Origin of the sequence: Salegentibacter sp. Hel_I_6 (assembly GCF_000745315.1) — a bacterium.
In the GTDB taxonomy this organism is placed as follows: Bacteria; Bacteroidota; Bacteroidia; order Flavobacteriales; family Flavobacteriaceae; genus Salegentibacter.
The window spans coordinates 3,337,541-3,360,565 of record NZ_JQNQ01000001.1; the positions used below are offsets into that span (position 1 = coordinate 3,337,541).

18 protein-coding genes and 1 pseudogene are annotated in these 23,025 nt (G+C 34.9%); 9 read left to right on the forward strand and 10 right to left on the reverse strand.

What is annotated here, in order from left to right; translation table 11 throughout:
* Positions 1–392: 392 nt before the first annotated feature.
* Positions 393–749, reverse strand: coding sequence for a BfmA/BtgA family mobilization protein (locus FG27_RS14810; protein WP_037320438.1), 357 nt, complete (start codon positions 747–749; stop codon positions 393–395).
* Positions 750–1,192: 443 nt separating this feature from the next.
* Between FG27_RS14810 and FG27_RS14815 the strand changes: the two are divergent.
* Positions 1,193–2,182, forward strand: a pseudogene (locus FG27_RS14815) (gamma-glutamyltransferase family protein); the annotation flags it as partial.
* Between the two features lie 248 nt (positions 2,183–2,430).
* Here FG27_RS14815 and FG27_RS14820 read toward each other — a convergent pair.
* Positions 2,431–3,591 carry a hypothetical protein gene (locus FG27_RS14820; RefSeq protein ID WP_037320440.1) on the reverse strand — a complete coding sequence of 387 codons (1,161 nt, stop codon included), beginning with the start codon at positions 3,589–3,591 and terminating at the stop codon, positions 2,431–2,433.
* Positions 3,592–3,912: 321 nt separating this feature from the next.
* Here FG27_RS14820 and FG27_RS14825 point away from each other — a divergent pair, with 321 nt between their 5' ends.
* From FG27_RS14825 to FG27_RS14840, 4 genes are all read left to right on the forward strand, one after another.
* A complete protein-coding gene (locus tag FG27_RS14825) occupies positions 3,913–5,040 on the forward strand; it encodes a hypothetical protein (protein WP_037320442.1) in 1,128 nt (375 codons plus the stop codon).
* The gene (locus tag FG27_RS14830) at positions 5,031–5,894 is read left to right on the forward strand and encodes a tetratricopeptide repeat protein (RefSeq protein WP_037320443.1); all 864 of its coding nucleotides are present in this window, start codon (positions 5,031–5,033) and stop codon (positions 5,892–5,894) included. Before FG27_RS14825 ends, FG27_RS14830 begins: the two co-directional genes overlap by 10 nt.
* A 75-nt stretch (positions 5,895–5,969) precedes the next feature.
* On the forward strand, positions 5,970–8,264 hold the full coding sequence (locus tag FG27_RS14835) for a S41 family peptidase (RefSeq protein ID WP_051935877.1): 2,295 nt from the start codon (positions 5,970–5,972) through the stop codon (positions 8,262–8,264).
* Between the two features lie 516 nt (positions 8,265–8,780).
* The gene (locus FG27_RS14840) at positions 8,781–10,316 is read left to right on the forward strand and encodes a glutamate racemase (RefSeq protein WP_051935878.1); all 1,536 of its coding nucleotides are present in this window, start codon (positions 8,781–8,783) and stop codon (positions 10,314–10,316) included.
* A 549-nt stretch (positions 10,317–10,865) separates the two neighbouring features.
* Here FG27_RS14840 and FG27_RS14845 read toward each other — a convergent pair.
* Positions 10,866–12,068 (reverse strand): ATP-binding protein, encoded by a 1,203-nt coding sequence (locus FG27_RS14845; protein ID WP_369794141.1) that lies wholly within the window; start codon positions 12,066–12,068, stop codon positions 10,866–10,868.
* Positions 12,069–12,297: 229 nt separating this feature from the next.
* On the opposite strand from FG27_RS14845, the gene FG27_RS14850 reads away from it, so the two are divergent.
* The 3 genes from FG27_RS14850 to FG27_RS14860 all read left to right on the forward strand — a co-directional run bounded on the left by FG27_RS14850 (position 12,298) and on the right by FG27_RS14860 (position 14,982).
* Positions 12,298–12,852 carry a hypothetical protein gene (locus FG27_RS14850; RefSeq protein ID WP_037320445.1) on the forward strand — a complete coding sequence of 185 codons (555 nt, stop codon included), beginning with the start codon at positions 12,298–12,300 and terminating at the stop codon, positions 12,850–12,852.
* Positions 12,853–13,097: 245 nt separating this feature from the next.
* Positions 13,098–13,862 carry a LytTR family DNA-binding domain-containing protein gene (locus FG27_RS14855; RefSeq protein WP_037320446.1) on the forward strand — a complete coding sequence of 255 codons (765 nt, stop codon included), beginning with the start codon at positions 13,098–13,100 and terminating at the stop codon, positions 13,860–13,862.
* Between the two features lie 121 nt (positions 13,863–13,983).
* Positions 13,984–14,982, forward strand: a complete 999-nt coding sequence (locus tag FG27_RS14860) for a sensor histidine kinase (protein WP_231563335.1) — start codon at positions 13,984–13,986, stop codon at positions 14,980–14,982.
* Here the strand turns inward: FG27_RS14860 and FG27_RS14865 are convergent, their stop codons facing one another.
* Positions 14,983–16,065, reverse strand: a complete 1,083-nt coding sequence (locus tag FG27_RS14865; RefSeq protein ID WP_037320450.1) for a Gfo/Idh/MocA family protein — start codon at positions 16,063–16,065, stop codon at positions 14,983–14,985.
* Positions 16,066–16,212: 147 nt separating this feature from the next.
* On the opposite strand from FG27_RS14865, the gene FG27_RS14870 reads away from it, so the two are divergent.
* Positions 16,213–16,788: a DJ-1/PfpI family protein gene (locus tag FG27_RS14870; RefSeq protein ID WP_037320451.1), complete on the forward strand. Its 576-nt coding sequence runs from the start codon at positions 16,213–16,215 to the stop codon at positions 16,786–16,788.
* 168 nt (positions 16,789–16,956) lie between these two features.
* On the opposite strand, the gene miaA is transcribed toward FG27_RS14870, so the two are convergent.
* From miaA to FG27_RS14900, 6 genes are all read right to left on the reverse strand, one after another.
* A complete protein-coding gene (gene miaA / locus FG27_RS14875) occupies positions 16,957–17,895 on the reverse strand; it encodes a tRNA (adenosine(37)-N6)-dimethylallyltransferase MiaA (protein ID WP_037320453.1) in 939 nt (312 codons plus the stop codon).
* The gene (locus FG27_RS14880; RefSeq protein ID WP_037320455.1) at positions 17,888–18,718 is read right to left on the reverse strand and encodes an ion transporter; all 831 of its coding nucleotides are present in this window, start codon (positions 18,716–18,718) and stop codon (positions 17,888–17,890) included. The genes miaA and FG27_RS14880 overlap by 8 nt, the downstream gene beginning before the upstream one ends.
* Positions 18,719–18,782: 64 nt before the next feature.
* The gene (locus tag FG27_RS14885) at positions 18,783–20,156 is read right to left on the reverse strand and encodes an exonuclease domain-containing protein (RefSeq protein ID WP_037320457.1); all 1,374 of its coding nucleotides are present in this window, start codon (positions 20,154–20,156) and stop codon (positions 18,783–18,785) included.
* A gap of 23 nt (positions 20,157–20,179) precedes the next feature.
* Entirely contained in the window at positions 20,180–20,833 is a 654-nt protein-coding gene (locus FG27_RS14890) for a YggS family pyridoxal phosphate-dependent enzyme (protein ID WP_037320459.1), read from the reverse strand.
* A 5-nt stretch (positions 20,834–20,838) separates the two neighbouring features.
* A complete protein-coding gene (locus tag FG27_RS14895) occupies positions 20,839–22,089 on the reverse strand; it encodes a DUF1015 domain-containing protein (RefSeq protein WP_037320461.1) in 1,251 nt (416 codons plus the stop codon).
* 14 nt (positions 22,090–22,103) lie between these two features.
* Entirely contained in the window at positions 22,104–22,991 is an 888-nt protein-coding gene (locus tag FG27_RS14900; protein ID WP_037320463.1) for a 3-hydroxyacyl-CoA dehydrogenase family protein, read from the reverse strand.
* Positions 22,992–23,025: the final 34 nt, after the last annotated feature.

The window sequence follows — 23,025 nt, forward strand, 5'->3', positions numbered from 1 at the left end:
CAGTAAATATCTCAGATCAATTATTTTTGATCTTTGCTGATATAGTGGACCAAACTACTTTCAAAGATGTTATTGCAGTCACTTTAAAACTGTACAATCAATTTTTATTTTTTCCCAGTTCAGCTTTTAAAAAGTCATTATATAAAATGTGCCCCATATCTACCATAACTTTCGCCGGATCCTATGCTGTTTTTATAGTGTACGGGAAGTTAAACGTAAAGTAAAAACAGTATAGGGGCGTTATTTGATTTAATTATTGGGTTCAGAAACAAGTATGTAATAGTTTATAATATGACTTTTCAAAAAAAGGTAAACCTTTACTATTCCACGCATAATATCCGATACTGAAATTCTTTTGGTTCAAGTTTTAGGTTCTTCTCTACATTAATATATCATTTATAAAAATCGGGATGGGTATCGTCTTCTTCATAATCCCTTTTTCGATTTTCGTAATTATTTTTAGGATCTGCTGCCTCCATAAGTGACATCAAAATAGCCAAAGTGGGGTTTACTTTATTCTTCTCCATATCCCTGGTTATTGCGATTACTGCATTGATTCTTTTCTTAATTATATTTTCAATTCTCCTGCCTGTGGGTCCAAAATTTTCTTTTGGAGAAATTTCGTTATAGAAGAAAAAATCCAACATTCCGGCCAAAGCTTCTGAATGTGTTTTGTAATGTGTTCGAGAAAATTGCTGAAAGCGTTCCGCCGTTTTCTTTTCGATGGTGATGTTCTTAACCTCCTTCATAATTCAGTCATTTTTTAGAGTTTACTGGTTTTTTGAACCATTTTACAGGACTTACAAGCCCAAAACCAGTAAATTCATAATTTTATAATATTTCTGTTATTTTTAAATTATTGATAATCAATATTTTAAAATAGAAAAGGTAGCTATAACCTCGCTTTGCGGGTTATCCTCTTGCTCTACCTTTTCGTCCCGCAGGGACAAAAACTTCGACTATTAAATTCAATTTAATCGCCTTTTTAATAATGAAGATATGAATCCCATTTTTTAAGATTGAGAAAGAAAATCTTTGATCTTAATCATAGCGATATGGATGAATTATTAAGAATTATTCAAAAGGAAAATCGATTAGCAAAAATTAAATTTCTGCTAGAAACTTATTAATATTAAATAATTCATAAGGGGAATTTTAGCAAAGTGAGCGATCATTTGAACTTTTAGTAAAGGAAATGAAAGCCGGAAATGGGATTATAGATCTCGAAGATCTAAAAAATTACAAATCTACCTGGAGAGAACCTATTACTGGAAATTATCGAAACTACAAGGTCTATAGTATGGCACCTTCCAGTAGCGGCGGAATAGCCTTAGTTCAACTTCTAAAATTGTCCGAACACTTTCCAATAGCCAAATTTGGATCCAAATCTGTTAAAACGATACACGTTATGGCTGAAATGGAAAGACGTGTGTATGCAGACAGAGCCGAACATCTTGGGGATTCAGATTTTTGGGATGTTCCGGTAGACGAACTTTTAGATGATAGTTATATAGAAGGCAGAGTAGCGGAAATTGATTTATCAAAAGCAACCAACAGTGAGGAAATAATAGCAATGGAATTGGCTGATATTGCAGAAAGTGAAGAAACCACGCATTATTCAATTATTGATGCAGAAGGAAATGCTGTATCATTAACCACAACGATTAATTCAGCCTATGGTTCTAAAGTTTTTGTAGAAGGTGCCGGCTTTTTAATGAACAATGAAATGGATGATTTTAGCAGCAAACCTGGAGTTCCAAACAAATACGGGCTGCTGGGAGGTGCTGCAAATTCTATTCAGCCGGGCAAGAGAATGTTAAGTGCGATGACTCCAACAATTCTTGATAAAGACGGAAAACTATTTATGGTGGTAGGAACCCCTGGGGGGTCTACGATAATCACCTCTGTTTATCAAACTATATTAAATGTCATAGACCACCAAATGACCATGACCGAGGCGGTTTCACAAAAAAGATTTCATCATCAATGGAAGCCAGATCAAATTTATATGGAAAAAAATGCCATAGATGAAGCAGCGATAGAGGAATTGACCAGGATGGGCCATAAAGTAAAAACTCGTGGCTCCATAGGAAAGGTTGATGCTATTTTGGTAAGCCCTAATGGCACCTATGAAGGCGCCGCAGACCCGAGAGGAGATGATTGGGCTATTGGTGTTGATTAAATTCACTTGTATAATTGGTAACCTCCAGGGAATAGCAAGAAAAGGTTAGATTAAAACTAGGTGAAATTCTTTCTTCTGGAATTATAGGTCCTGATATATATTGAAGAAGCCCCTCTGGAAAAATGACAGGTAAAAGAATTCTTTTATCGCATTTGCTAAAATGGGAATGCTAGCGATGGCCAGGGGTGCCTTCAATTTAGTTTTCATGTGGTTTAGCCTGTAGTGGTAATCCCTTGCGATTTGAGCCCTTATTCTCTAATAATTATTTCATAGGGAGCATAATCCAGGGGAATATCTAAAATAATTTCACCATCAAAATTAAGATAGACCACGCCTCCTTTGTTAGTATCTCTTACGTCCTCGTATCCTGCTACCAGTATTTCTGAATCTAAATTAACCTTAACTTTGGTAAGATTGAAAGATAAGGACCGGTCATCTTCCAGTGCTCTTTTGGCATCAGCCAGGTAAAAATTTCCACCTTTTGTAATTTCATTCGTAGTCCAATCATAAATTGCTGGAGCAGAAGCCAGGGGAGAAGGTTGTGGATAGGTAAAGTCGAAGACCATTTTATTATCCTTAAAATCACGTTTCTGAATTCCCAAAGAATGATGTAGATATTGGTTGTTTGTTTGTCCTTCCTTTTCTAAGGATAAATCATCTAAATTATAAGTACTGTACTGGCCATTAATAAACATTAGAAAGAGCTGCTCATCATTCATAGTGACCCGGAATTCCGTTTCAGATGTGATTCTTTCTATTTGCTCTCCTGTATCGATATTAAATATGCTAAGTGAATGCTGCGATTGATCTGGTTCAGAAGAATATAAATAGAATCGATCTTTATAAATTTGCGTATAATTTCTATGTTGTATATAAAAATCTCCAATATAAAACCTGTTACAACTGGAGGTGACGTGATCATAAATATTTAGGTAATTCTTTATTACATTGTTTTCCTCATTAAATACAGTCACCACGCCTATTTTCTCACTATCAGTTTTTACGAAGCGAACCCCTTCATATTCTGATAAACTGCATATTGGACTGCTATTTTTACTAGTGCCGCTACGCACATCTTTTTGCCAAAATTCATAATTTCCATTTTCAATATTCACAAATGTGACACTAAAATCATCGGTAAAATTTCTATAAATGTCTAAAGGTAAGTCCAGGCTTTGGCTAAGATTGATGACTTCTATTTCTTCGTTATTTTCAAGAATGTCTATTTGATAGATAGAGTCCTTAGATTTAGCAATAGCAGTGATATCAAAAGGAACCGGATTATCCTGGCCAGAAGTTGGTTGATCTACTTCTTCAGCATCATCCTGGGTACTACAGCTAAATAAAAGTATGATTATTAAAATATTGATCAGGTAAATAAAACTAGGGGAATTCTTAAAAATGTTCATAAAATAAATTAAGATGTATGAAGATAATAGGATGTTTTGGTAGGGGCAGCAAACTTAATAAATAAAAAGATTTATTCGATATTAAGGCTAAAATTAGATTTTATGACTGTTACTATTCTAAAATCTCCAGAAGAAGTTATTTCTGTACGATTCTCTTTTGGGAAAAAGCTATCAGAATTCAATATTATTAAACTTTGGCTAAAAATATTACGGAATAAAGGCTAATTTTTTGGCTAAGTTTAAATTTATTTCGAATTTTTTCAGAATAGTATATCTTAATGGGAAGTTTTCTCCTATTTTCGGAGAATTAATAAACTTATAGTGAGTAATAAATATTTCATTCCTATTTTAATTCTCATTTTTACTTTTAGCTCCTGCGGGGGTGAACCTGAATTTGATGATGAACTTTTAGTAGGAACAGTCAAAAAATTAGACAAAAACCAACCTTTTCCTTTTCTTCTAGAAAAAACAGAGAAGGGTTTTTATCTCATCGATCACAGGAATCAGGTTATTGACAGTAGTAGCGGAACTCAGCTAAATTATGAGCCTATGGATACTATGAGAATGGAGAACCATGAATTTATAGTATTTAAATCTATGCCTAATCTTTGGCTCACCGATATTAGAGATAGTGTGAACTACCCTTACCAGCACCCTATGTATGCTGCACAGCTTGTTCGAACGGTAAAATCTAAAGTAATCGACTTGCCGGATTTTCTTGAAGATCTTCAGGCCAAGACGTATCAAACGGAAGTTGAATCTGCACATTTTGCAAGTCCTAACCGGGATCTAAAAGTGCTAAAAGAAATGCGATTCTCTAAGGATAGCCTGGAAACATTCTTTACCTATTTTTACGATGATGAACCGGTATATTCCGAGAGAGAAGTTTCGAAATATCAATTATTTAAGAGAAAGGGGAAAGTTTTCTTTACCAAAGATCACAAAACAGACAAAGCCGAAACATTATACCAGGTGCTGGAAGCTGATAGTGATTCATTTACCCTTAGAACCTTGCGAAATAATGAGGAAGTTCTTGAAAGATTTAAAGCAACTAATGACCCTCAAAAACCTAAAAATCTGCGTGACTTTACAAGATGTATGGAAGGGCAGCCCGGGGAATATTACCATAAAGATTTGACTTACTTAGATGGAAATGAATTTCTTATTCAGAAAATAGGAGAAAATGCACCTACCGGTACAGGCGATGGATATATCACGATACATTTTACCCTGAACTGTAATGGCCAAATGGGTAATCCTGGGTTGGAACAAATGAACCTTGAATATAAGTCAACTTCTTTTGAAGCTCCACTTGTCCAACATTTAATTGATGAAGTAATGAAACTTGAGGCCTGGCCAAAGGTGGAACCGGGATGGTTTTATGAAGATATTCATTCGTTTTTAATGTTCAAGATTACAAACGGAAAAATAACAGATCTATGTCCATAAGAATTATTGTTTTCTTTCTGTTTATAGGTTTAATGTCAGGCTGTAAATACGAGTCTAAAGTTGAAAGTAAGTTTGGTAATCTTACTGAAAAAGAACAGGATTCTCTTGCAAATTTTTATCATGATTTATCTATGGGAATGTATCAACCTTCCGAAATGCACCGACGATTTAAAGATACAGCCATTATGATAAAGCCGGATCACGTAGAATATCGTCAAAGGCTTTCCTATTCTTATAAAAAAAGAGGCGAGCATATTAAGGCTATGGAAATATTAAACGAGGCGGTTGAAATGGATGTCGCGAGAGGAAAGACCTTCGCTCTTCAGTACAGAGCCTGGTCTTTACTTTATTTTTATAGAGATTATAAAAACACCATTAAGGATGTTAATCTTATTATGGAAATGGAACCGAAGAATAACTATACAACTTGCCATGGAGAACCTTGTGAAGGTATAAAGGGGCAGGCTTTGTACAAATTAGGTCGTTATCAGGAGGCTATAAAAGTATTCGAAAATGTTTTAAAGACGGAGCAAGAATTAGGCTGGGATCCTGTAGATAATTTTCAGGTCAATTTTTATAGAGCCAGGTGTTATGCTGAACTGCGACAATATGAGAAAGCTATAGACATTTATAGAGAACAGCTAGCTGCCAATCCTCGATTTACTGAAGCCCATTTTCAGCTGGGGAAAATATATTTTCTAAAGAGAGAAAAAGAAAAAGCATTACAAAATTTAAAAACAGCTTCACAACTGCTGGCAGAAGGGAATAAGATGGGCGAACCGTATTACGAAGCTTTCGATGAGGTCTTTTCATATCAAATTGAGGAGATGTTAGAACAAACTTCCAGACTTTAATGAATTTAGCTATCCATCTTCATTAGCCATTTAAATAAGACTTGGCTTGGGAACTAAACAATATAAAAATCAATAATGAAAAATAAATTCGGAATACTTATCATAGGAATGCTACTAATAGGGTGTATAGGAAACGCATCAGATGAAAAAGAGCCTCAGAAAATACAAGCACGGCAACAGCAAGAAAATCTAAACTATTTAAAAACTTTTTGTAAAGCTTATGGGTATGTAAAATACTTTCATCCAAGTGATGAAGCCTCCAAAATAGATTGGAATAGTTTTGCAGCCTATGGAGCAAGCGAGATTTTAAAATGCAACAGTTCCAATGAGGTAATAGCTACGCTAAATGACCTTTTTAAACCCATTGCACCTAGTGTTATTTTTTCTGATAAAAAGCAAGACTTTGATATAAGTGCAATTACACCTGATAATACTAATGAGTATAAGCCAGCCTATTGGCAGCACAAGGGTGTTTCAAAAGGTATGAATCATCAGGGGGGTGTGTATAATAGTGTTAGAGTTAACAGATATACGGAAATTGATGAATCTAGTGGGTTTGGTAACCTTTTGTTCTCTGTAGATGCAGAAAAATATAAAGGAAAGGAAATAAAATATACCGCCTGGGTAAAGCTTAAGGATGCTTCCACGGGTACAGGGCATTTATGGTTGAGAGTAGATAAATCTGATAAAACGATGGGTTTTTTTGAGAATATGGATGCGAACCCGATTAAAAGCAATGCGTGGAAAAAATATGAAATTGTTGGTAAAGTAGATGATTTAGCTTCGGAGATGGTTATGGGGAGTTTTATCAGTGGTAAAGGAACTTTGTTTTTAGATGATGTGCATCTCTATTATAAAGAAAACAATGAATGGATAGAAATTCCAATTAAAAACAATGATTTTGAAGCTAAAACGATTGGCAAGAAAAATAAAGAATCAGATTGGAGAGGAAACAGCGAGGGTTACACATATACGATTTCAACTACCGAGCGCAAAGAGGGTAAACAGGCAGCGGTTATTGCCTATGAAGGTAAGGTTAAGCGAGTAAAAGGAAAGGCTCTTTTTGATGCCTTTCCAACATTTGGGGAGCTTATTGAAAAAGAAATTGGTAAAGGTATTTTTTGTCAAATACCGTTAAATCTATACACTAATACTGAAAATACCTATCCTAAAAGTACATCCTTAGATGCATTACAAAAACGCCTAAGCACTATAAATGATAGCCTCAACGATAGATCTGTTTTCTTAGGAAATATTATAAATACCTACAATGTATTTCAGCACTTTTACCCTTACTTTAATGAGGTGGATGTAGACTGGGGCAAAGAATTAGCAACCGCTTTGCAAAGGAGTTTCAATGACCAAACAGAACTTGATCATCTGGAGACTTTACAAAAATTTACGGCGCCTTTAAAAGATGGACATATCTATGTGCGCGGCACTAAAACTGGTGAATATGTTCCCGCTATTAACTGGGAATGGATTGAAGAGAAGTTGGTTATCACTAAAATAAAGGATGAAACTTTAGGAATTGAAATAGGAGATATAGTTACTAAGATAAATGGACAATCCTCAGAAAATTATTTTGAAGAAATCAATTCTAAAATCTCGGCAGGTACTAAGGGCTGGTTAAACCATAGAGCAAAAAACATAAGCCTTCTTGGTGAAAAAGACGAAGAACTGATTTTAGAGATAAATTCTAAAAATATAGTTCTGAATCGCGACAGAAAGTATGATTATAGCGAATTGGATATAGCCATACAAAAGAATGACTATAAGCTTTTGGATGATAACATCTATTATCTTAATCTCGATAAAATTGAAATGGACACTATTACTAAGCTTTTACCAAAACTTCAACAGGCAGAAGGTATTATTAGTGATTTAAGGGGCTACCCTAACGGCAACCATGCTTTTATATCTCATCTCTTAAAAGAAAAAGACACTTCCACAGCCTGGATGAGAGTTCCAAAAACAATCTATCCAGATCAGGAAAAAAATAACGGATTTGAGAATTTAGGTTGGGGAATGAAACCAGAAAAACCCTATTTGGGGGATAAAAAAATTGTTTTTATTATTGATGGAAGAGCTATCAGTTATGCTGAAAGTTATATGAGCTTTATTGAAGGATATGAATTAGCAACCATAGTGGGACAACCCACTGCAGGAACAAATGGCAATATCAATCCCTTTACCCTTTTAGGGAATTATACAATTAGTTGGACGGGAATGAAGGTGGTTAAGCACGATGGTTCTCAACTTCATGCTAAAGGTATAATACCATATATCTATGTAAATAAAACAATAGATGGTGTTAAGTCAGGAAAAGATGAGTTTTTAGAAAAAGCATTGGAGGTTATTCTAAATTAACTGGCAAAGTATAATTCGAGATTGTCACCCGGAATTACGATGGAGGAGAAGCTACGAAAGTAGGCTTTTAAGAGCCATATTTTTTCTCAATTAATTTTATAAACTGAGTGTTAAGATTACCAATAGTTGATCTCGGCTGATATTATTTCGCTTTACTTTCTTATTACTCATAGTGTTATTTAGATGCTATGGGTGTGATTTCGGAGATATTTCCTAAGTCTTTTGAGAAAATATATTCATGCGTGTACATATCCAGAAAGTAATAGAAAAGTATCGTATTTTATATGAGTTATATTAATTAGTTTTTTGCTTAAATTTATAGTGAATACATAATTTTTTATTGAATTTATTTTAAATAATTTAAGTGAATTTTTCAGCAATAGTATATCTTGAATTATAGGAATGTAGGCAATAGAGTCGGTTTGCTAAATGATGATATTTTTTAAGCCAAGCTTTAAGCAAACTTTTTCTCTTACCGGGTTTATTATTTTTTGTATACACAAAAAACACTTTTAAATGAATTATTTTAAAAGTCAATATCTATTGGTTTTTCTGGTGATCTTTGGGATTTCCTGTAAAGATTCCGGTAAAAAAGACCTGGCCAAAAAAGAAAATTCGAAACAAAGCGAAAGAGCAATCGTCTCTACAATTTTAGAAGACGAAGACTCCTTTTATCACGTAGACTTTGAAAATTATCCAGAGATGGATAGCAGTTTACCAATCGGGGTTTTTGATTCCGGCACCGGGGGATTAACCGTTCTGGATGCACTGGTTAATTTTGATAGTTACAACAACGAAAACCAGGAAAAAGGCAGTGATGGAGCCCCCGATTTCAGTACAGAGAAATTTATCTACCTGGCAGACCAGGCCAATATGCCTTATGGTAACTATTCCAGCGAGGAAAAAACCGAATTATTGATAGAACATATTCTGAAGGATACGCAATTCCTGCTTTCAGATAAATATTATCGCGAAGCCGGGGATACGACATTTCAGAAAGATAAGCAAGCGGTAAAATCAATTGTGATCGCCTGTAATACCGCAACCGCTTATGGAAGTGAATTTATAACTGAGTTTATAGAAAAAACCGGGATTGAATTAAAAGTAATTGGCGTAATAGACGCCGGGGCCCGTGGTACACTTGCCAGGTTGAAAAAAGATGAAAATGGCTCAATCGGGGTAATGGCTACCGTTGGGACTATTGCATCTAAAGGTTATGAAAATACATTACTAAGAGTAAAAGATGAGTTGGGGTATACAGGGGAGATCCAGGTTTTTAACCAGGGTGGTCATGGGATTGCCGAAGCCGTAGATGAAGAACCCGACTTTATAAATAAAGACCTGCAAAAACCCCGAGAAGATTATCGCGGACCTTCTTTGAATGATCAAAATTTTGAGATTGACCGTACCTTAATGGACATCTATAATTTTGATTTTGACCACGGAAAGATGCTTTGTGACAGTAAAGAAACCGACGATTGCCAGATTCTACAGATAAACGATTCGGAAAATTATGTACGTTACCACGTGGTTAGTTTGTTAGAGAAAATCAGAAATGCAGATAATCCACAGCCTTTAAAAGCCATTGTTTTGGGTTGCACGCATTATCCTTATTTAACCGAAGAGATCAAAGAAGTTTTAGATGAACTTTATAATTACCAGAAAGACGATCAATATGTTTACCGTGACTTTATGGTTGAAGATATTGCCATTGTAGATCCCGCGGTAAATGTAGCCGATGAATTGTATGTGTATATGAAGAAAAAAAATCTCTTTAATCCTTCTGGGGATATGAGGAATAGTGAGTTCTTTATTAGCGTTCCAAATACAGAAAATGAAAATGTGAAAATAGATGAAAATAGTAGATTTCCGTACGATTATAAATACGGAAGAACAGCAGGTGAGATCCAGGAATATGTAAAAGTGGTGCCTTTCAGTAGAAATAATATTTCAGAAGAAACGCTGGATCGTTTCAAGAATTCCATTCCAGAAACTTATAAACTGGTTGAAAACTTTATGCGTTCTAATTCAAAAACTAAATCTCATAAATGAACCTGAAAAAAATCCTGAAGAAACTACTAAGTTAGGTTAAGCAAAAAGAATAAGTTTAAATTAAGAGATTCCTACCTAAATGTTCTAAGTGAATTTGACTATTTCATTTGAACCTAAACTTTAATCTAAAAATACAGGATTTCCCCAGTACCAAAAACAGTTTTCTAGTATTAACTTAAAGATTAAACCTTTAAGGAAGGGAATAATTGTAAAGTATGGTGAAAAATTACTTCTAGAATTTTAAAAAATTCATCTTTCAGTAATAATTTTTATCTAGAATTTCTTCTTGATTACCGTTTTTATAGTTGTTTCTTAAAAAAAGGTTCTTTGTTTAACCTTTAAATTCAGTGCTATGAATCCTTTTTTTATTTTTCTCGAAAATTACAAAACAGCTACTTCAGGTTTTCATTTTTTGGCTAAGCTGTTCATTTTACTTATTCTGGTGTGGATTGTTATCGCCTCAGTATTTGCATTGCTTGGAACGCTAAACCTCGTGTTTTAATAAGATTATAGTTGCTTTTCCTTAATTCAATTCCTGTATTAAGGGGATTAATTATTTGCGGGCATTACGAAACTAAACACCGTTTCATTATCTGAAGATGTTACATTAATATCACCCTCGTGGGCTAAAGCGATCTCTGATGCGATGTATAATCCAAGACCAAGTCCTTTTTTAGCTTCTTCCCCTTCAATGCGGTAAAAGGGTTCAAAAAGTTTTTCTCTTAAAGCATCAGGTATTTTAACTCCTTTATTAGTGATCTCAAGCTTAAACTCTCCATTATTGCATAAAGCATGAATTTCAATCGGCTTATCATATGCACCATGGGTCACTGCATTTCCTAAGAGGTTAGCACACAATTGTGCAATCCTATCTGGATCGCAATCTACAGGATTATTAATTTCAATTTTAGATTGAATATCCTGGTTTGGCGAGGTAACTTTTACTTCGTTAATTACCTGGTTTAAAACTTTCTCTAATTTTTCTGAATCTTTGATTTTATAAAGCTTTATTCCTTCTCCTAGTTTGCCACGCGCAAAATCTAATAAGTTGTCTATTAAAACTTCCATCCTTATTGAAGTAGATTTAATAAGCGCAGCATTGCGTTTTACAATATCTTCCTTACTAAATTTCATTAGAATCTCAGCGCTCATTCTGGTAGTAGCAATCGGGTTTTTAAGATCGTGTCCTAGAATGGCTATAAATTGCTCCCTTAATTCAGCTATATTTTGCTCTTCAGCAAGATCTGCTACCGCTTTATCTTTTTCTTCAACCGCTTCAAGATGAAAACTTATTAAATCGGCATAAAGCCTAAACATTCCTCTCACTTCTTCAGTATCAACTTTGGCTTTCTTTTTATCTATAGCACATAGCGTTCCGAAGAAATCCCCGTTTTTTTTATAAATGGGGACAGATATATAACTGGAAAATCCATACATAGCTGGAGTAGGGTGTTTCGCATAGGTTTCACTAGCAGCTACATCATCAATAAAAACTGCTTCGTTTTGTTTGCGTACCTGGCTGCAGATTGTGGTTTCTACTTTTAGTTCATCGCCTGCTTTTAATCCAAAGGCAACTTTATCTTTACTGGCACAGGTTATCCATTTATCTTCAGTTACGCGCGCAACCGCGATAAAGCCCATTCCAGTGCTTAGACTAACAATATCTAATATTTGGGAAACGACGGGAATTTTATTGATGTTAGCAACATCTACTTTATAATTTTTGTGCGAAGAGGAAGTCTTAATAGTAATAAATTTTTGAGTGTAAAAAGTTTATAAAATTAATAAAAATTTTCGAGTTCTGGAATTATCCAAAATTAAAAAAGGATTAGGCTTTATATCAAATTTACGTATTCTTATTATCAAAAAGCTGCGGTCTGGATCATAGGGAGTTATTATCCCTCTTTTGTATCATAAATTTAGGATATAATTAAATATACGCTTGAATATAAACCATTTATAAATCCTAAAATTATTTGTTATGAAAACATTAGCCGTTATTTTGCTCTTAGTGAGCTTTAGCTTTAGTAGCTATGCCCAAAGAATTACTGAACTGGAAGAAACTAAAATTAGTTTTTCACCTCTTATTTTCATTGAAACAGATGAACCTGATGACTATCGTTTTAAAATAAAAGATGGTTATGATAAAGAGTTTACTTTAGATCCAATTGGTTTTATGGAATCCTATTTTAATATAGACAATTTTATTCAAGAGGTAGGAGATAAAGATTATGACTTTTATCTTGTTAATTTCTCTAATGAGAATGGATTTCTTGAAGCCAAGTACTCCAAAGAGGGAGAATTAGATCGTACCAGGCAAATATTCAAAAATGCTGCGTTACCGGTTGCTGTAAGGAATGAATTATGGAGACAAACCGAAGGCTGGAGTATGGTAAAAAACACCTATGTAGCCAGGGGTAAAGGCAATCGTCTTGATAAGGAACTTTATCGAATTAAAGTGGTAAAGAATAATAAAGCTAAAATTATTAAAATTGATCCAAAAAGTTTAGATGAAGAACGTATTGCAGGTATTTAATTCCCTGAAAAACTTAAAAACTAATGCCTATAAAGCAAGCTTCGGCAACAAAAGCTTTACAGGCATTTTTTATGGGTTTAATGCAAATTATATAAGCTTTACTGCATATATAATGAGATTGGCTTCAAGATTAAAGCGGTTCGTCTTATTTAGTTTGTTTTAATTCAGTTACTTATGTTCGAAAAAATGAAATCGGCATAAAAAATAGTTATAAATTACATAAGTGAAATTCAAATTGAACAGCTATGAAGGCACTTGTGGTTGATGATGAAGAACTGGCCCGAAAAAGGGTACTCAATTTACTTACCGAAATAGACGACATTGAGATTTTGGGAGAATGTTCTAATGGGAAATCTGCAATCTCGCAAATTAACAAGCTTAAGCCAGAACTTGTTTTTCTTGATATTAGTATGAAAGACATGAACGGTTTTGAAGTTTTACAACAACTTAATGTAAATCCTAAACCAGTAGTTGTTTTTGTCACAGCCTATGATAATTATGCCACGAAAGCATTTGATGTAGATGCCTTTGATTTTTTGCTAAAACCGTTTAGAGATGAGCGATTTTTTAAAACCATAAAAAAGGTGCTTAGTATATCCAACTTCGAGGTACAGGAAAACTTTGAAAAACGGCTTCAAACTCTTTTTGAAGTGTATAGCAAAGACAGGAAAACAACAAAGATTCCTTTAAAACTCCCGGTGAGACAGGGAAATAAAACCGTTTTATTAAAGCCTGAAGAAGTTATATACATCTGTGCGTCTGGTTATTATGCTGAAATTTATACCCAAAATAATAAATATGTACTTCGAGAATCTTTAAATAACCTTGAAGATTTTTTTAAAAATCACGGTTTTTTTAGAATTCATAGATCGGCTATCATTAATCTTAATCATATTAAAGAAATCGTTCATTCAGATTTTTCAGAAGTCGATGTACGTATGCAGGATAATAAATTATTACGCATTAGTAAATCTAATAAAAAGGAATTATTTGATAAACTCGGGATTTAAAAAAAACCTTAGCATGAACCTTTCCGCCTTAAAAAATAAATACATAGATACAAAGCTTATTTTGCTTTTGGCGGCTTTCTATACCTTATTTAACCTTGTTTACATCGGTAAACTAGCTTATATGAAAACCTTTGTGTACAGGGAAATAGGCGAGTCCTGGCATAACATTATTATACATAACCTGCTTATAGATTGGATTATTGTAGTAGTTTATATGAGCCTTATTGCAATAAGTACCAAACGCCTGCTAAACAGAAATTATTCCTGGATAAGAATCTTTTTACTACATACTTTATTTTCAATTTTAATAGGTTTCGTAATTCGATTTGTATTTGATCTTCACGGAATTCTGCTTGGCTTAATGACTTTTGACGATTATAGTTTAAAGGCGAGCTTAGACCGAATGATTTTTGTGATAGATCTTAATTTTCTCATCTACTTTGCGATGATTTTTATCATCTATACCTATTACTATTTAAAGCAAGTAAAAGAGGCTGAAAAGCAAAAAACGCTATTAGAATCCCAACTTACTAATACACGTATGAGGATGTTATCTTCTCAACTACAACCTCATTTTTTATTTAATACCCTAAATTCAATTTCGGTTTTAGTAGAAATGGATGCTAAAAAAGCCCAAAATACCATCGCAGATTTGAGTGATCTGCTTCGGGAAATTTTATACAGTAGTGAGAATTATAAAGTTAGCTTAAGGAAAGAGTTGCGTATGTTAGACTATTATCTAAATATTCTCACCTTAAGATTTTCAGACCATTTAATAATTGAAAAGGAAATAGATGAAAGTCTCTTAGATCATTTAGTACCATCTTTAATATTGCAACCTATTATAGAAAATTCGGTGAAACACGGCTATTCCTATCACAACATTCATCTTAAAATTTTGATCAAAATTTTTAGGGAGAATAATTATCTTGTGCTTAGTGTTTATAATAATGGAAAATCGCTCAACGAAGCACAAGAGGCGCTTTTAAATAAAGGGGTAGGCATTTCTAATATTCGGGATCGCTTATTTACACTTTATGGAAAAAGGGCCAGGTTTAAGATCTACAATAAAGAGTTGGGAGTAGAGACGCTTATAAAAATCCCGTATTCAAAAACTTAATTATAACTTTAAGCGTTCACCATTTTTACTGGCCGATTCATAGATCTTTTCTAGAATCACAATATCTTTTAAGCCATCTTCACCGGGAACCATAACCTGTTTATCCTTAATAATTGCGAGAGCATCATCGTCCATTTGCACCGCTTGCTGATTTTTGCCAAAAGGAGGTAAAATAGTGCCATCACTTGCTTTTCCTTTCACCCCAGAGTATGACTGAAATGGTTTTAGATAATACCATCCATTTTCACAATTGGCTTCAAGATTATTCATGCTTTCACCAAAGCTTGTTTTACAATCGGCAGTAATCCCATTGGGGAACTCCAAGTTGAAATTGGTGGTTTCATCAACTTCGGTAAAGATTTCAGGGCGGTTAGTACTTTGCGTCGCACTAACAGAAATAGGCTCTAAACCGGTGGTATATCTCACGGCGTTTAAAGGATAAACTCCCATATCATACATAGCACCACCTCCCATTTCTTTTTTCAGTTTCCAGGGATTCATGGGATCACCATAATAACCGGCTTCGGCTTTTAGGCTTTTCATGTTGCCAAAAGGTTTGGTATTTGCCCATTTCATAAGGGTTTGGGTATTCTTTTCGTGCTGCATTCGGTAGCCAATAGAAAGTTTAACCCCATTTTTATTACAAGCTTCAATGATCTGTCGGCATTCTTCAGCGGTTTTTGCCATTGGTTTTTCACACCAAACGTGTTTTCCGGTATTAGCAGCTTTAATTGCGTATTCGGCGTGCAAGCCTGTAGGTAGCACAATATAGATCACATCAATTTCATCATTATCGGCAATGCTATCCATATTGTCGTAATTATACACATTCTGGTCTTTAATTCCGTATTTGCGTTGCCATACCGGGATTTTCTCAGGACTTCCGGTAACAATACCCTTAAGCTCACAGTAATCGGTTTCCTGAAGCGCAGGAGCCAGTTGGCCGGTGCTATAATTTCCCAGTCCTACCAGGGCAACACCAAGCTTGTCTTTTTGCTTCGGAATTATAAAATTTGGAATGGGTAGCGTGGAAGCTGCAATAAACAATCCCGATTTTTTTATAAAAGTTCTACGATTTTGCATAATGATGGTTTTGGCTGAATCGAAAAGTTACTCAAGCTTTTTCAATTTTAGCCTTGAAAATATGCATTTAACTATTTTTTAAATACTGATTGATAGGGCTTAGGCTGAAATTCATTAACTTAAGAAGAGAATCTAAAACTTATTATTATGAAAAAAATACTGTTCTTAACTGGAGATTTTGCTGAAGATTACGAAACTATGGTTCCATTCCAAATGCTGGTAATGTTGGGATACACCGTGCACACAGTTTGTCCTGGAAAGAAAAAAGGTGACAAGATAAAAACTGCCATTCACGATTTTGAAGGAGACCAGACTTACACAGAAAAACCCGGACATTTATTTGAACTCAACTACTCTTTTGATGATGTAAAAGTTGAAGATTATGCCGGTTTTGTAATGGCTGGAGGTCGTGCTCCGGAATATCTTAGGTTGAATAAAAGAGTAATAGAGATCACTAAACATTTCTTTGAAAAAGATAAACCTGTAGCTTCCATTTGCCACGCGATCCAAATTCTTACGGTAGCAAAGGTATTGGAGGGTAGAACGCTTACAGCATACCCAACTATAGGCCCCGAAATTGAACTGGTAGGAGGAACCTATAAAGAAGTTGATCCTACTGAAGCGGTTGTAGAAGGTAACTTAGTTACTTCCCCAGCCTGGCCTGGTCATTCTGCTTTTATCAGGGAATTTGTAAAGCTTCTGGGAGCAAAAATTGAGATTTAAAAAATCTTAAGGTTTTATAGAAGGTAAATTGCAGATTTCTCTTTTTTTTTCAAGGGAAGCTAGCCGCAGTTTCAAAAAAAAATTTAAAGCTCCTTTCCTGATTTTTAAGGGGAAGTTGCCGCAGACCTTAGGGGTTTCAACCACTCTTTTCTTCAGGAAAAGCTAAATTCATTCTCCTTCTTTAAGAGGAGGGGAGCTTTTCGCAACTTTTGCATCAATAAATTGCTGAATTTCTTCCGTAGGCGTCTTATAATCAAACCATTGGATGTCGGGATCTTTTCTAAACCAGGTAAGTTGCCTTTTGGCGAATCTTCGGGTATTTTTTTTGATTTCGGAAACTGTGGTTTCTAAAGGATATTTTCCTTCTAAAAATGCGAAAAGTTCTTTGTAACCAACCGTATTTAAGGCATTAAGTCGGCGTTTTGCAAATAGGCTTTCTGCTTCCTGTAGTAAACCTTCATCCATCATAATTTCTACCCGGCGGTTAATGCGTTCGTAGATAATTTCACGCTCGGCAGTTAAGCCTATATTGATAGGAGTAAAATTCCGCTGTTTTTTTGGCTGATTTAAATAAGAAGAATAAGGTTTTCCTGTAGCTATTGCAATTTCAAGAGCTCTAATTAAGCGCTGCGGATTTTCTACATCGGCTATTTTATAATATTCGGAATCCAGTTTTTTTAGTTCTTCCTGTAATGGGAGGAGCCCTTTTTCTTTAAATTTTAAGTTTAAATTTTCTCGAATTTCTTGAGGAACTTCAGGGAAATAATCAAGGCCGTTTAATACACTTTTTGTGTACAATCCGCTGCCGCCAACCATTATCGCGAAACTTTTATTTTTAAAAATTTCATCTAATTTCTGGATTGCTTCGCTTTCAAAATCTCCAACATTGTAATGCTCTTCAATAGAAATATGCTGAATGAAATGATGTTTTGCCGCTTGTAATTCTTCTGCAGAAGGAACAGCGGTACCAATTCGCATCTCTTTATAGAACTGCCTGGAATCTGCCGAGATAATTTCGGTATTAAACTTTTTGGCAAGTAGAATAGCCAGGGAAGTTTTACCAATAGCAGTGGGTCCAACCACATTTAAAAGATAATTATTATTCATTAAGTACTTTTCCGCAGTTGTGGCAAAATTCTGCTTTATCTAAATGATTTGTTTCATTACAATGTGGACAAGCTTGAGTATTGGTAGGAATTTTATCTTTTTGAGAGCGTGTTATCTCTGATGTTACAATGCCTGTGGGAACGGCAATGATTCCATAACCAACTATCATAATAAAAGATGCGATAAAACGTCCCGCCGGTGTAACCGGGTGAATATCACCAAAACCAACGGTAGTAAGGGTAACAATACACCAATAAATACTCAGTGGGATATTATCAAAACCTCCTTCTTCTCCTTCAACCAAATGCATTACTGTTCCCATAATTATACAAATGATAAGTACGGCAAAAAGGAAAACAATAATTTTGGGACGACTGTTTCTTAAAGCAAGTAATAATCTATTAGATTCCCCTACGTAGCGAGCAATTTTTAAGATTCTAAATACACGCAATAATCTTAACGCCCTAACGGCAAATAGTAGATTATGTCCTCCAAAAATGAAAGCAATATAGGTTGGGATTGTAGAAAGTAAATCTACTATTCCATAAAAACTAAAAATATAATTTTTAGGTTTTTTAATCGCAATAATTCGTAAAATGTATTCTATGGTAAAAATTATGGTAATGATCCATTCAGCAATATAGAAATGCCAGTAATATTTTACATTAATAGAGCTCACACTCTCAAGCATAACCAGGATAATACTAGCAAAAATTACTACAAGCAGGGCTATATCGAAAAATTTACCAGATGGTGTATCAGCTTCGTAGATTATTTCGTGGACTTTAGATTTCCAGCCTGATTTTGGTTGTGTTTTAGCCAAGAATAAGTGATTATGAATTATTCAAATTTAAAGAAAATCCCTAAGCTTCTAAGTAAAATGAGATTTATTTAGCCAGCGGGTCTAACTGAACAATTTTTAACCTGGAATTTCGGCGTAGATAACTTTGAATAATATGCTGTGCATCCCTATCGTTTTTCATTGGGGTTATTATAGATCTAATGATGTCTATGTTATTGATTTGGTGATTTAAATTAAAATATCCAATTCCTTTAAATTCACCATCCTCCACAAGCAAAGCGCTTTTTTCATCAATATCCCTACCTCGATCTATTACTAACATATGTTGATTTTTATAAGAATGTTGATCAATAAGTGCTCTTACCCGCTCATTATAAGATTCAGCCGATTCTTCCTCAATACAGGCACCATGGCATTTTTTGATCGTGTAGTTAAAACAATTTCCAGAACCTTTTTCAAGGCTGCAAAGTCTTTGGCAGAGTTCATATTTATCAATCCACATTTCCAAAACATTTCTGGCTCTTTTAAGAGAAGAAAATGTAGTAATGCTATTCTTTTTCCCAGCCCGGGCGATATAGAGATTTATATAGCCATTTTCATCTGTAGAATGATAGAGCGCGTGACTAAATATATTCTTCTTTAGAGCCTTATTGTATTTAGGTTTATTCTGCTTTATTTCCTGATTCTCCTTTAAAAGTGCTACGAGTTCGTTACCGGTAGCTTCAAAACTAACCGAGGAAACTTCTTTTTGCATTTGCCTGGCTTTATGTTGCTCACTAGTGAAATGCTGAGTTACACGCTTTTTAATATTCCTGCTTTTTCCAATATATATAATCTCCCCTTCGTTATCATGAAAGTAATATACTCCAGTAATACCTGGGAGATCCTCCAAAATATAAACCAGCCGGGTATCTACCTGTCGTTTAGGTTCTAATTTTACGGCATCTTTTAGAATATTTTTCTCAACATCTTTAGCGAGAAGCATTTTAAAAAGTTTCACAGTGGCCTGGGCATCTCCGCTAGCGCGGTGTCTATCGCTCAAGGGAATTCCCAGGGCTCTAACCAATTTACCCAGGCTATAAGACGCCTGGTCTGGGATGAGTTTTTTAGAAAGTTCTACGGTACAGAGGGATCTTCTTTCAAAATCAAAGCCCAGCCTTTTAAACTCGGTGCGAAGAATACGATAATCGAATTTTGCATTGTGGGCTACCAAAACACAGTCTTCGGTAATTTCTACGATGCGTTTGGCAATTTCGTAAAATTTAGGTGCATTACGCAGCATATCGTTATTAATTCCAGTGAGGTTCACAACAAAAGGCTGAATTGCTTTTTCAGGATTTACAAGGCTTATAAACTGATCTACTACTTTTAGTCCATCAAACTTATAAATAGCAATTTCGGTTATTCCTTCTTCGTTGTATTTACCACCGGTGGTTTCTATGTCTACTACTGCGTACAAAAAATATGCTCCCGTTATTTTTATTAATCTCTTTCTCCAAAAATATCACTCCCAATACGCAGCATATTGCTTCCGCAGTCTAAAGCGATTTTATAATCGCCGCTCATTCCCATGGATAGGATATTCATATTAGAATATTGTTCTTTAAAATCATCAAAAACCGATTTCAAATGTTCAAATTCTTTTTTTACCTGTGCCTCGTCATCAGTGAAAGTAGCCATTCCCATAAGACCCTTTACCTTAACGTGATCTAACTTTTTAAATTCTTCTGAATCTAATATTTCTTTTGCTTTTTCAGCCGAAATACCATATTTACTATCTTCTTCAGCAATTTTAATTTGAAGCAAGCAATCTATACAATGGCCATTTTTGTCGGCTTCTTTATGGATTTCTTTCAATAACTTTAGACTATCTACCGTGTGAATTAGCGATACGTAGGGCGCCATATATTTCACTTTGTTCCGCTGCACATGGCCTACCATATGCCATTCAATGTCCTTTGGGAGTTTTTCCCATTTATCGGTCATTTCCTGGATCTTATTCTCTCCAAACTGTCTATGTCCCGCTTCATAAGCCTCTAAAAGGTCATCTACTGTTTTGGTCTTGGAAACAGCAATTAGGGTAACATCGTCTGGTAAATCGTCTTTAAATTTTTTAATATTTTCTGATATATTCATGCAATTTATTTTTTAGTGGTTTCGAATTCATAAATGGTTAACCCGTTCAATAGTTTGGGCTCAATGTAGGTGCTTTTTGGAGGCATGGTTAAACCTTCATCGGCAGTTTCTTTAATTTCCCTGATGCTTAGGGGAAGCATTCCAAAACCAACTGCAAATTCGCCTTTATCTATTCGGGTTTTAATTTCAATAAGATCATTCTTACCGTGAATATAAGAAATACGCCTGTCATTTCTAAGATCTTCAATCCCCAAAATTGGTTGCAATATTTTTTTATAAAGGATATAGGGATCTAATTTACTCAAAGAATCGCTGAATTCATAGTTTGTCTTTCGCAAGTAAAGGGAATAAAACTCCCCATCCAAATACATATTAAAATGATGTTTTTGTAGTGGTTTATAAACTTGCATCCCGTGATTTTCAATTCTGAAATATTCATCGAGATGAATAAGAAACTCTTCTTTGGTGTGCCCATTTAAATCGGTAATGAGCCTGCTAAATTCGTGGATCTTTAAATTGCTTTCTGAAATAAGATAGCTCATAAAATAATTATAAGCTTCCTTCCCGGTGTGATTGGGATTAGCTTCCCTGGACTCCTGTGCTAGCAAATAAGAAGAAGCACTTCTATGGTGGCCATCGGCAATATACAAATGCGGCATTTGGTCAAATTCTTGCTGAATTTTTTTCAGTAAATCCTTTTCATCAATTTTCCATAAATAATGAATTTCCCGGTTTGCAGTAGCAAATTCATATTCTGGACGGGTGTCCATGACCTGGTCAATTACTTCATTTATTTTGGAATTATCGGGATAGGTAAGTAATACCGGTTCAGTATTAAAGCCTACTACTTTTAAGTAGTCTTTAAACATCGTTTCTCGGTGAGCGATGGTATCTTCGTGCCTTTTTATAAGGTTGTTTTCATAATCTTCGGCACTGGCGGCGGCTATAATTCCGCAGCAGGTACTTTCCCGACTCACAATTTTATAAAGATAGTATGCCGGTTTTTTATCTTTTATAAAAGAATCCTCTTCCTTAAACTCCAGATAGCGATTTTTGACCATTTGAAAGCGCTGCCCGCCGGTGATTTCGTGCTGAAATTTATAACCCGGATTCAGAATATGTAAAAATGAATACGGGTTATATTGTAAGATCGCTCTTATTTCAGCTTCAGTATAATCTTCAAAAGATTTTGTAGCTACCAGGCCGGCTTTAGCCCGTTGCGGTCTAACCGCTCTAAATGGAAGTATTTTGGTCAAATTCTACAAATAATTTAGCTGAATTGTGAAGAAACCTTTTCGGCTTTTTTACTTTCAGAATAATCATAAAAACCTTCACCAGATTTTATTCCCAGTTTTCCAGCCATAACCATGTTAGTCAATAGAGGACAGGGTGCGTATTTCGGATTTTTGAAACCGTCGTACATCACTTCCAGGATAGAATGACAAACATCTAAACCTATAAAATCGGCTAATTGAAGCGGGCCCATTGGGTGTGCCATTCCTAATTTCATTACGGTGTCAATTTCCTTAACGCCAGCAACGTTGTTGTAAAAAGTTTCAATTGCCTCGTTTATCATAGGCATCAAAATACGGTTGGCAACAAAGCCCGGGTAATCGTTAGCTTCAACCGGAACTTTTTTCAGGTTTTCTGAAAGTTCCATAACGCTTTTAGTAACCTTATCGCTTGTGTTATAACCGCGAATAATCTCTACCAGTTTCATAATTGGTACAGGGTTCATAAAATGCATTCCAATAACACGCTCGGGATTGGAAACTACTGAAGCGATTTTTGTAATAGAAATTGAAGAAGTGTTACTCGCTAAAATGGTTTCTGCTGAACAATTTTCGTCCAGTTGCTTAAAGATTTTAAGTTTTAGGTCTTCATTTTCTGTAGCTGCTTCAACTACAAGATCTATTTCCTTAACACCTTCAGGAATATCGGTAAATGTGGTAATGTTGTTTAGTGTAGCTTCTTTATCTGCTTCACTTATTTTTTCTTTAGAAACCATTCGGTCTAAATTCCCCGAAATAGTTTTCATTCCCTTATCCAGACTTTCTTCTGAAATGTCTATAAGGTTTACTTTGTATCCAAATTGGGCAAAAGTGTGGGCGATTCCGTTGCCCATTGTTCCTGCTCCTATAACTGCTATATTTTTCATTTTGTGTGGTTTTTACATGAATTTCAGCCTTAAA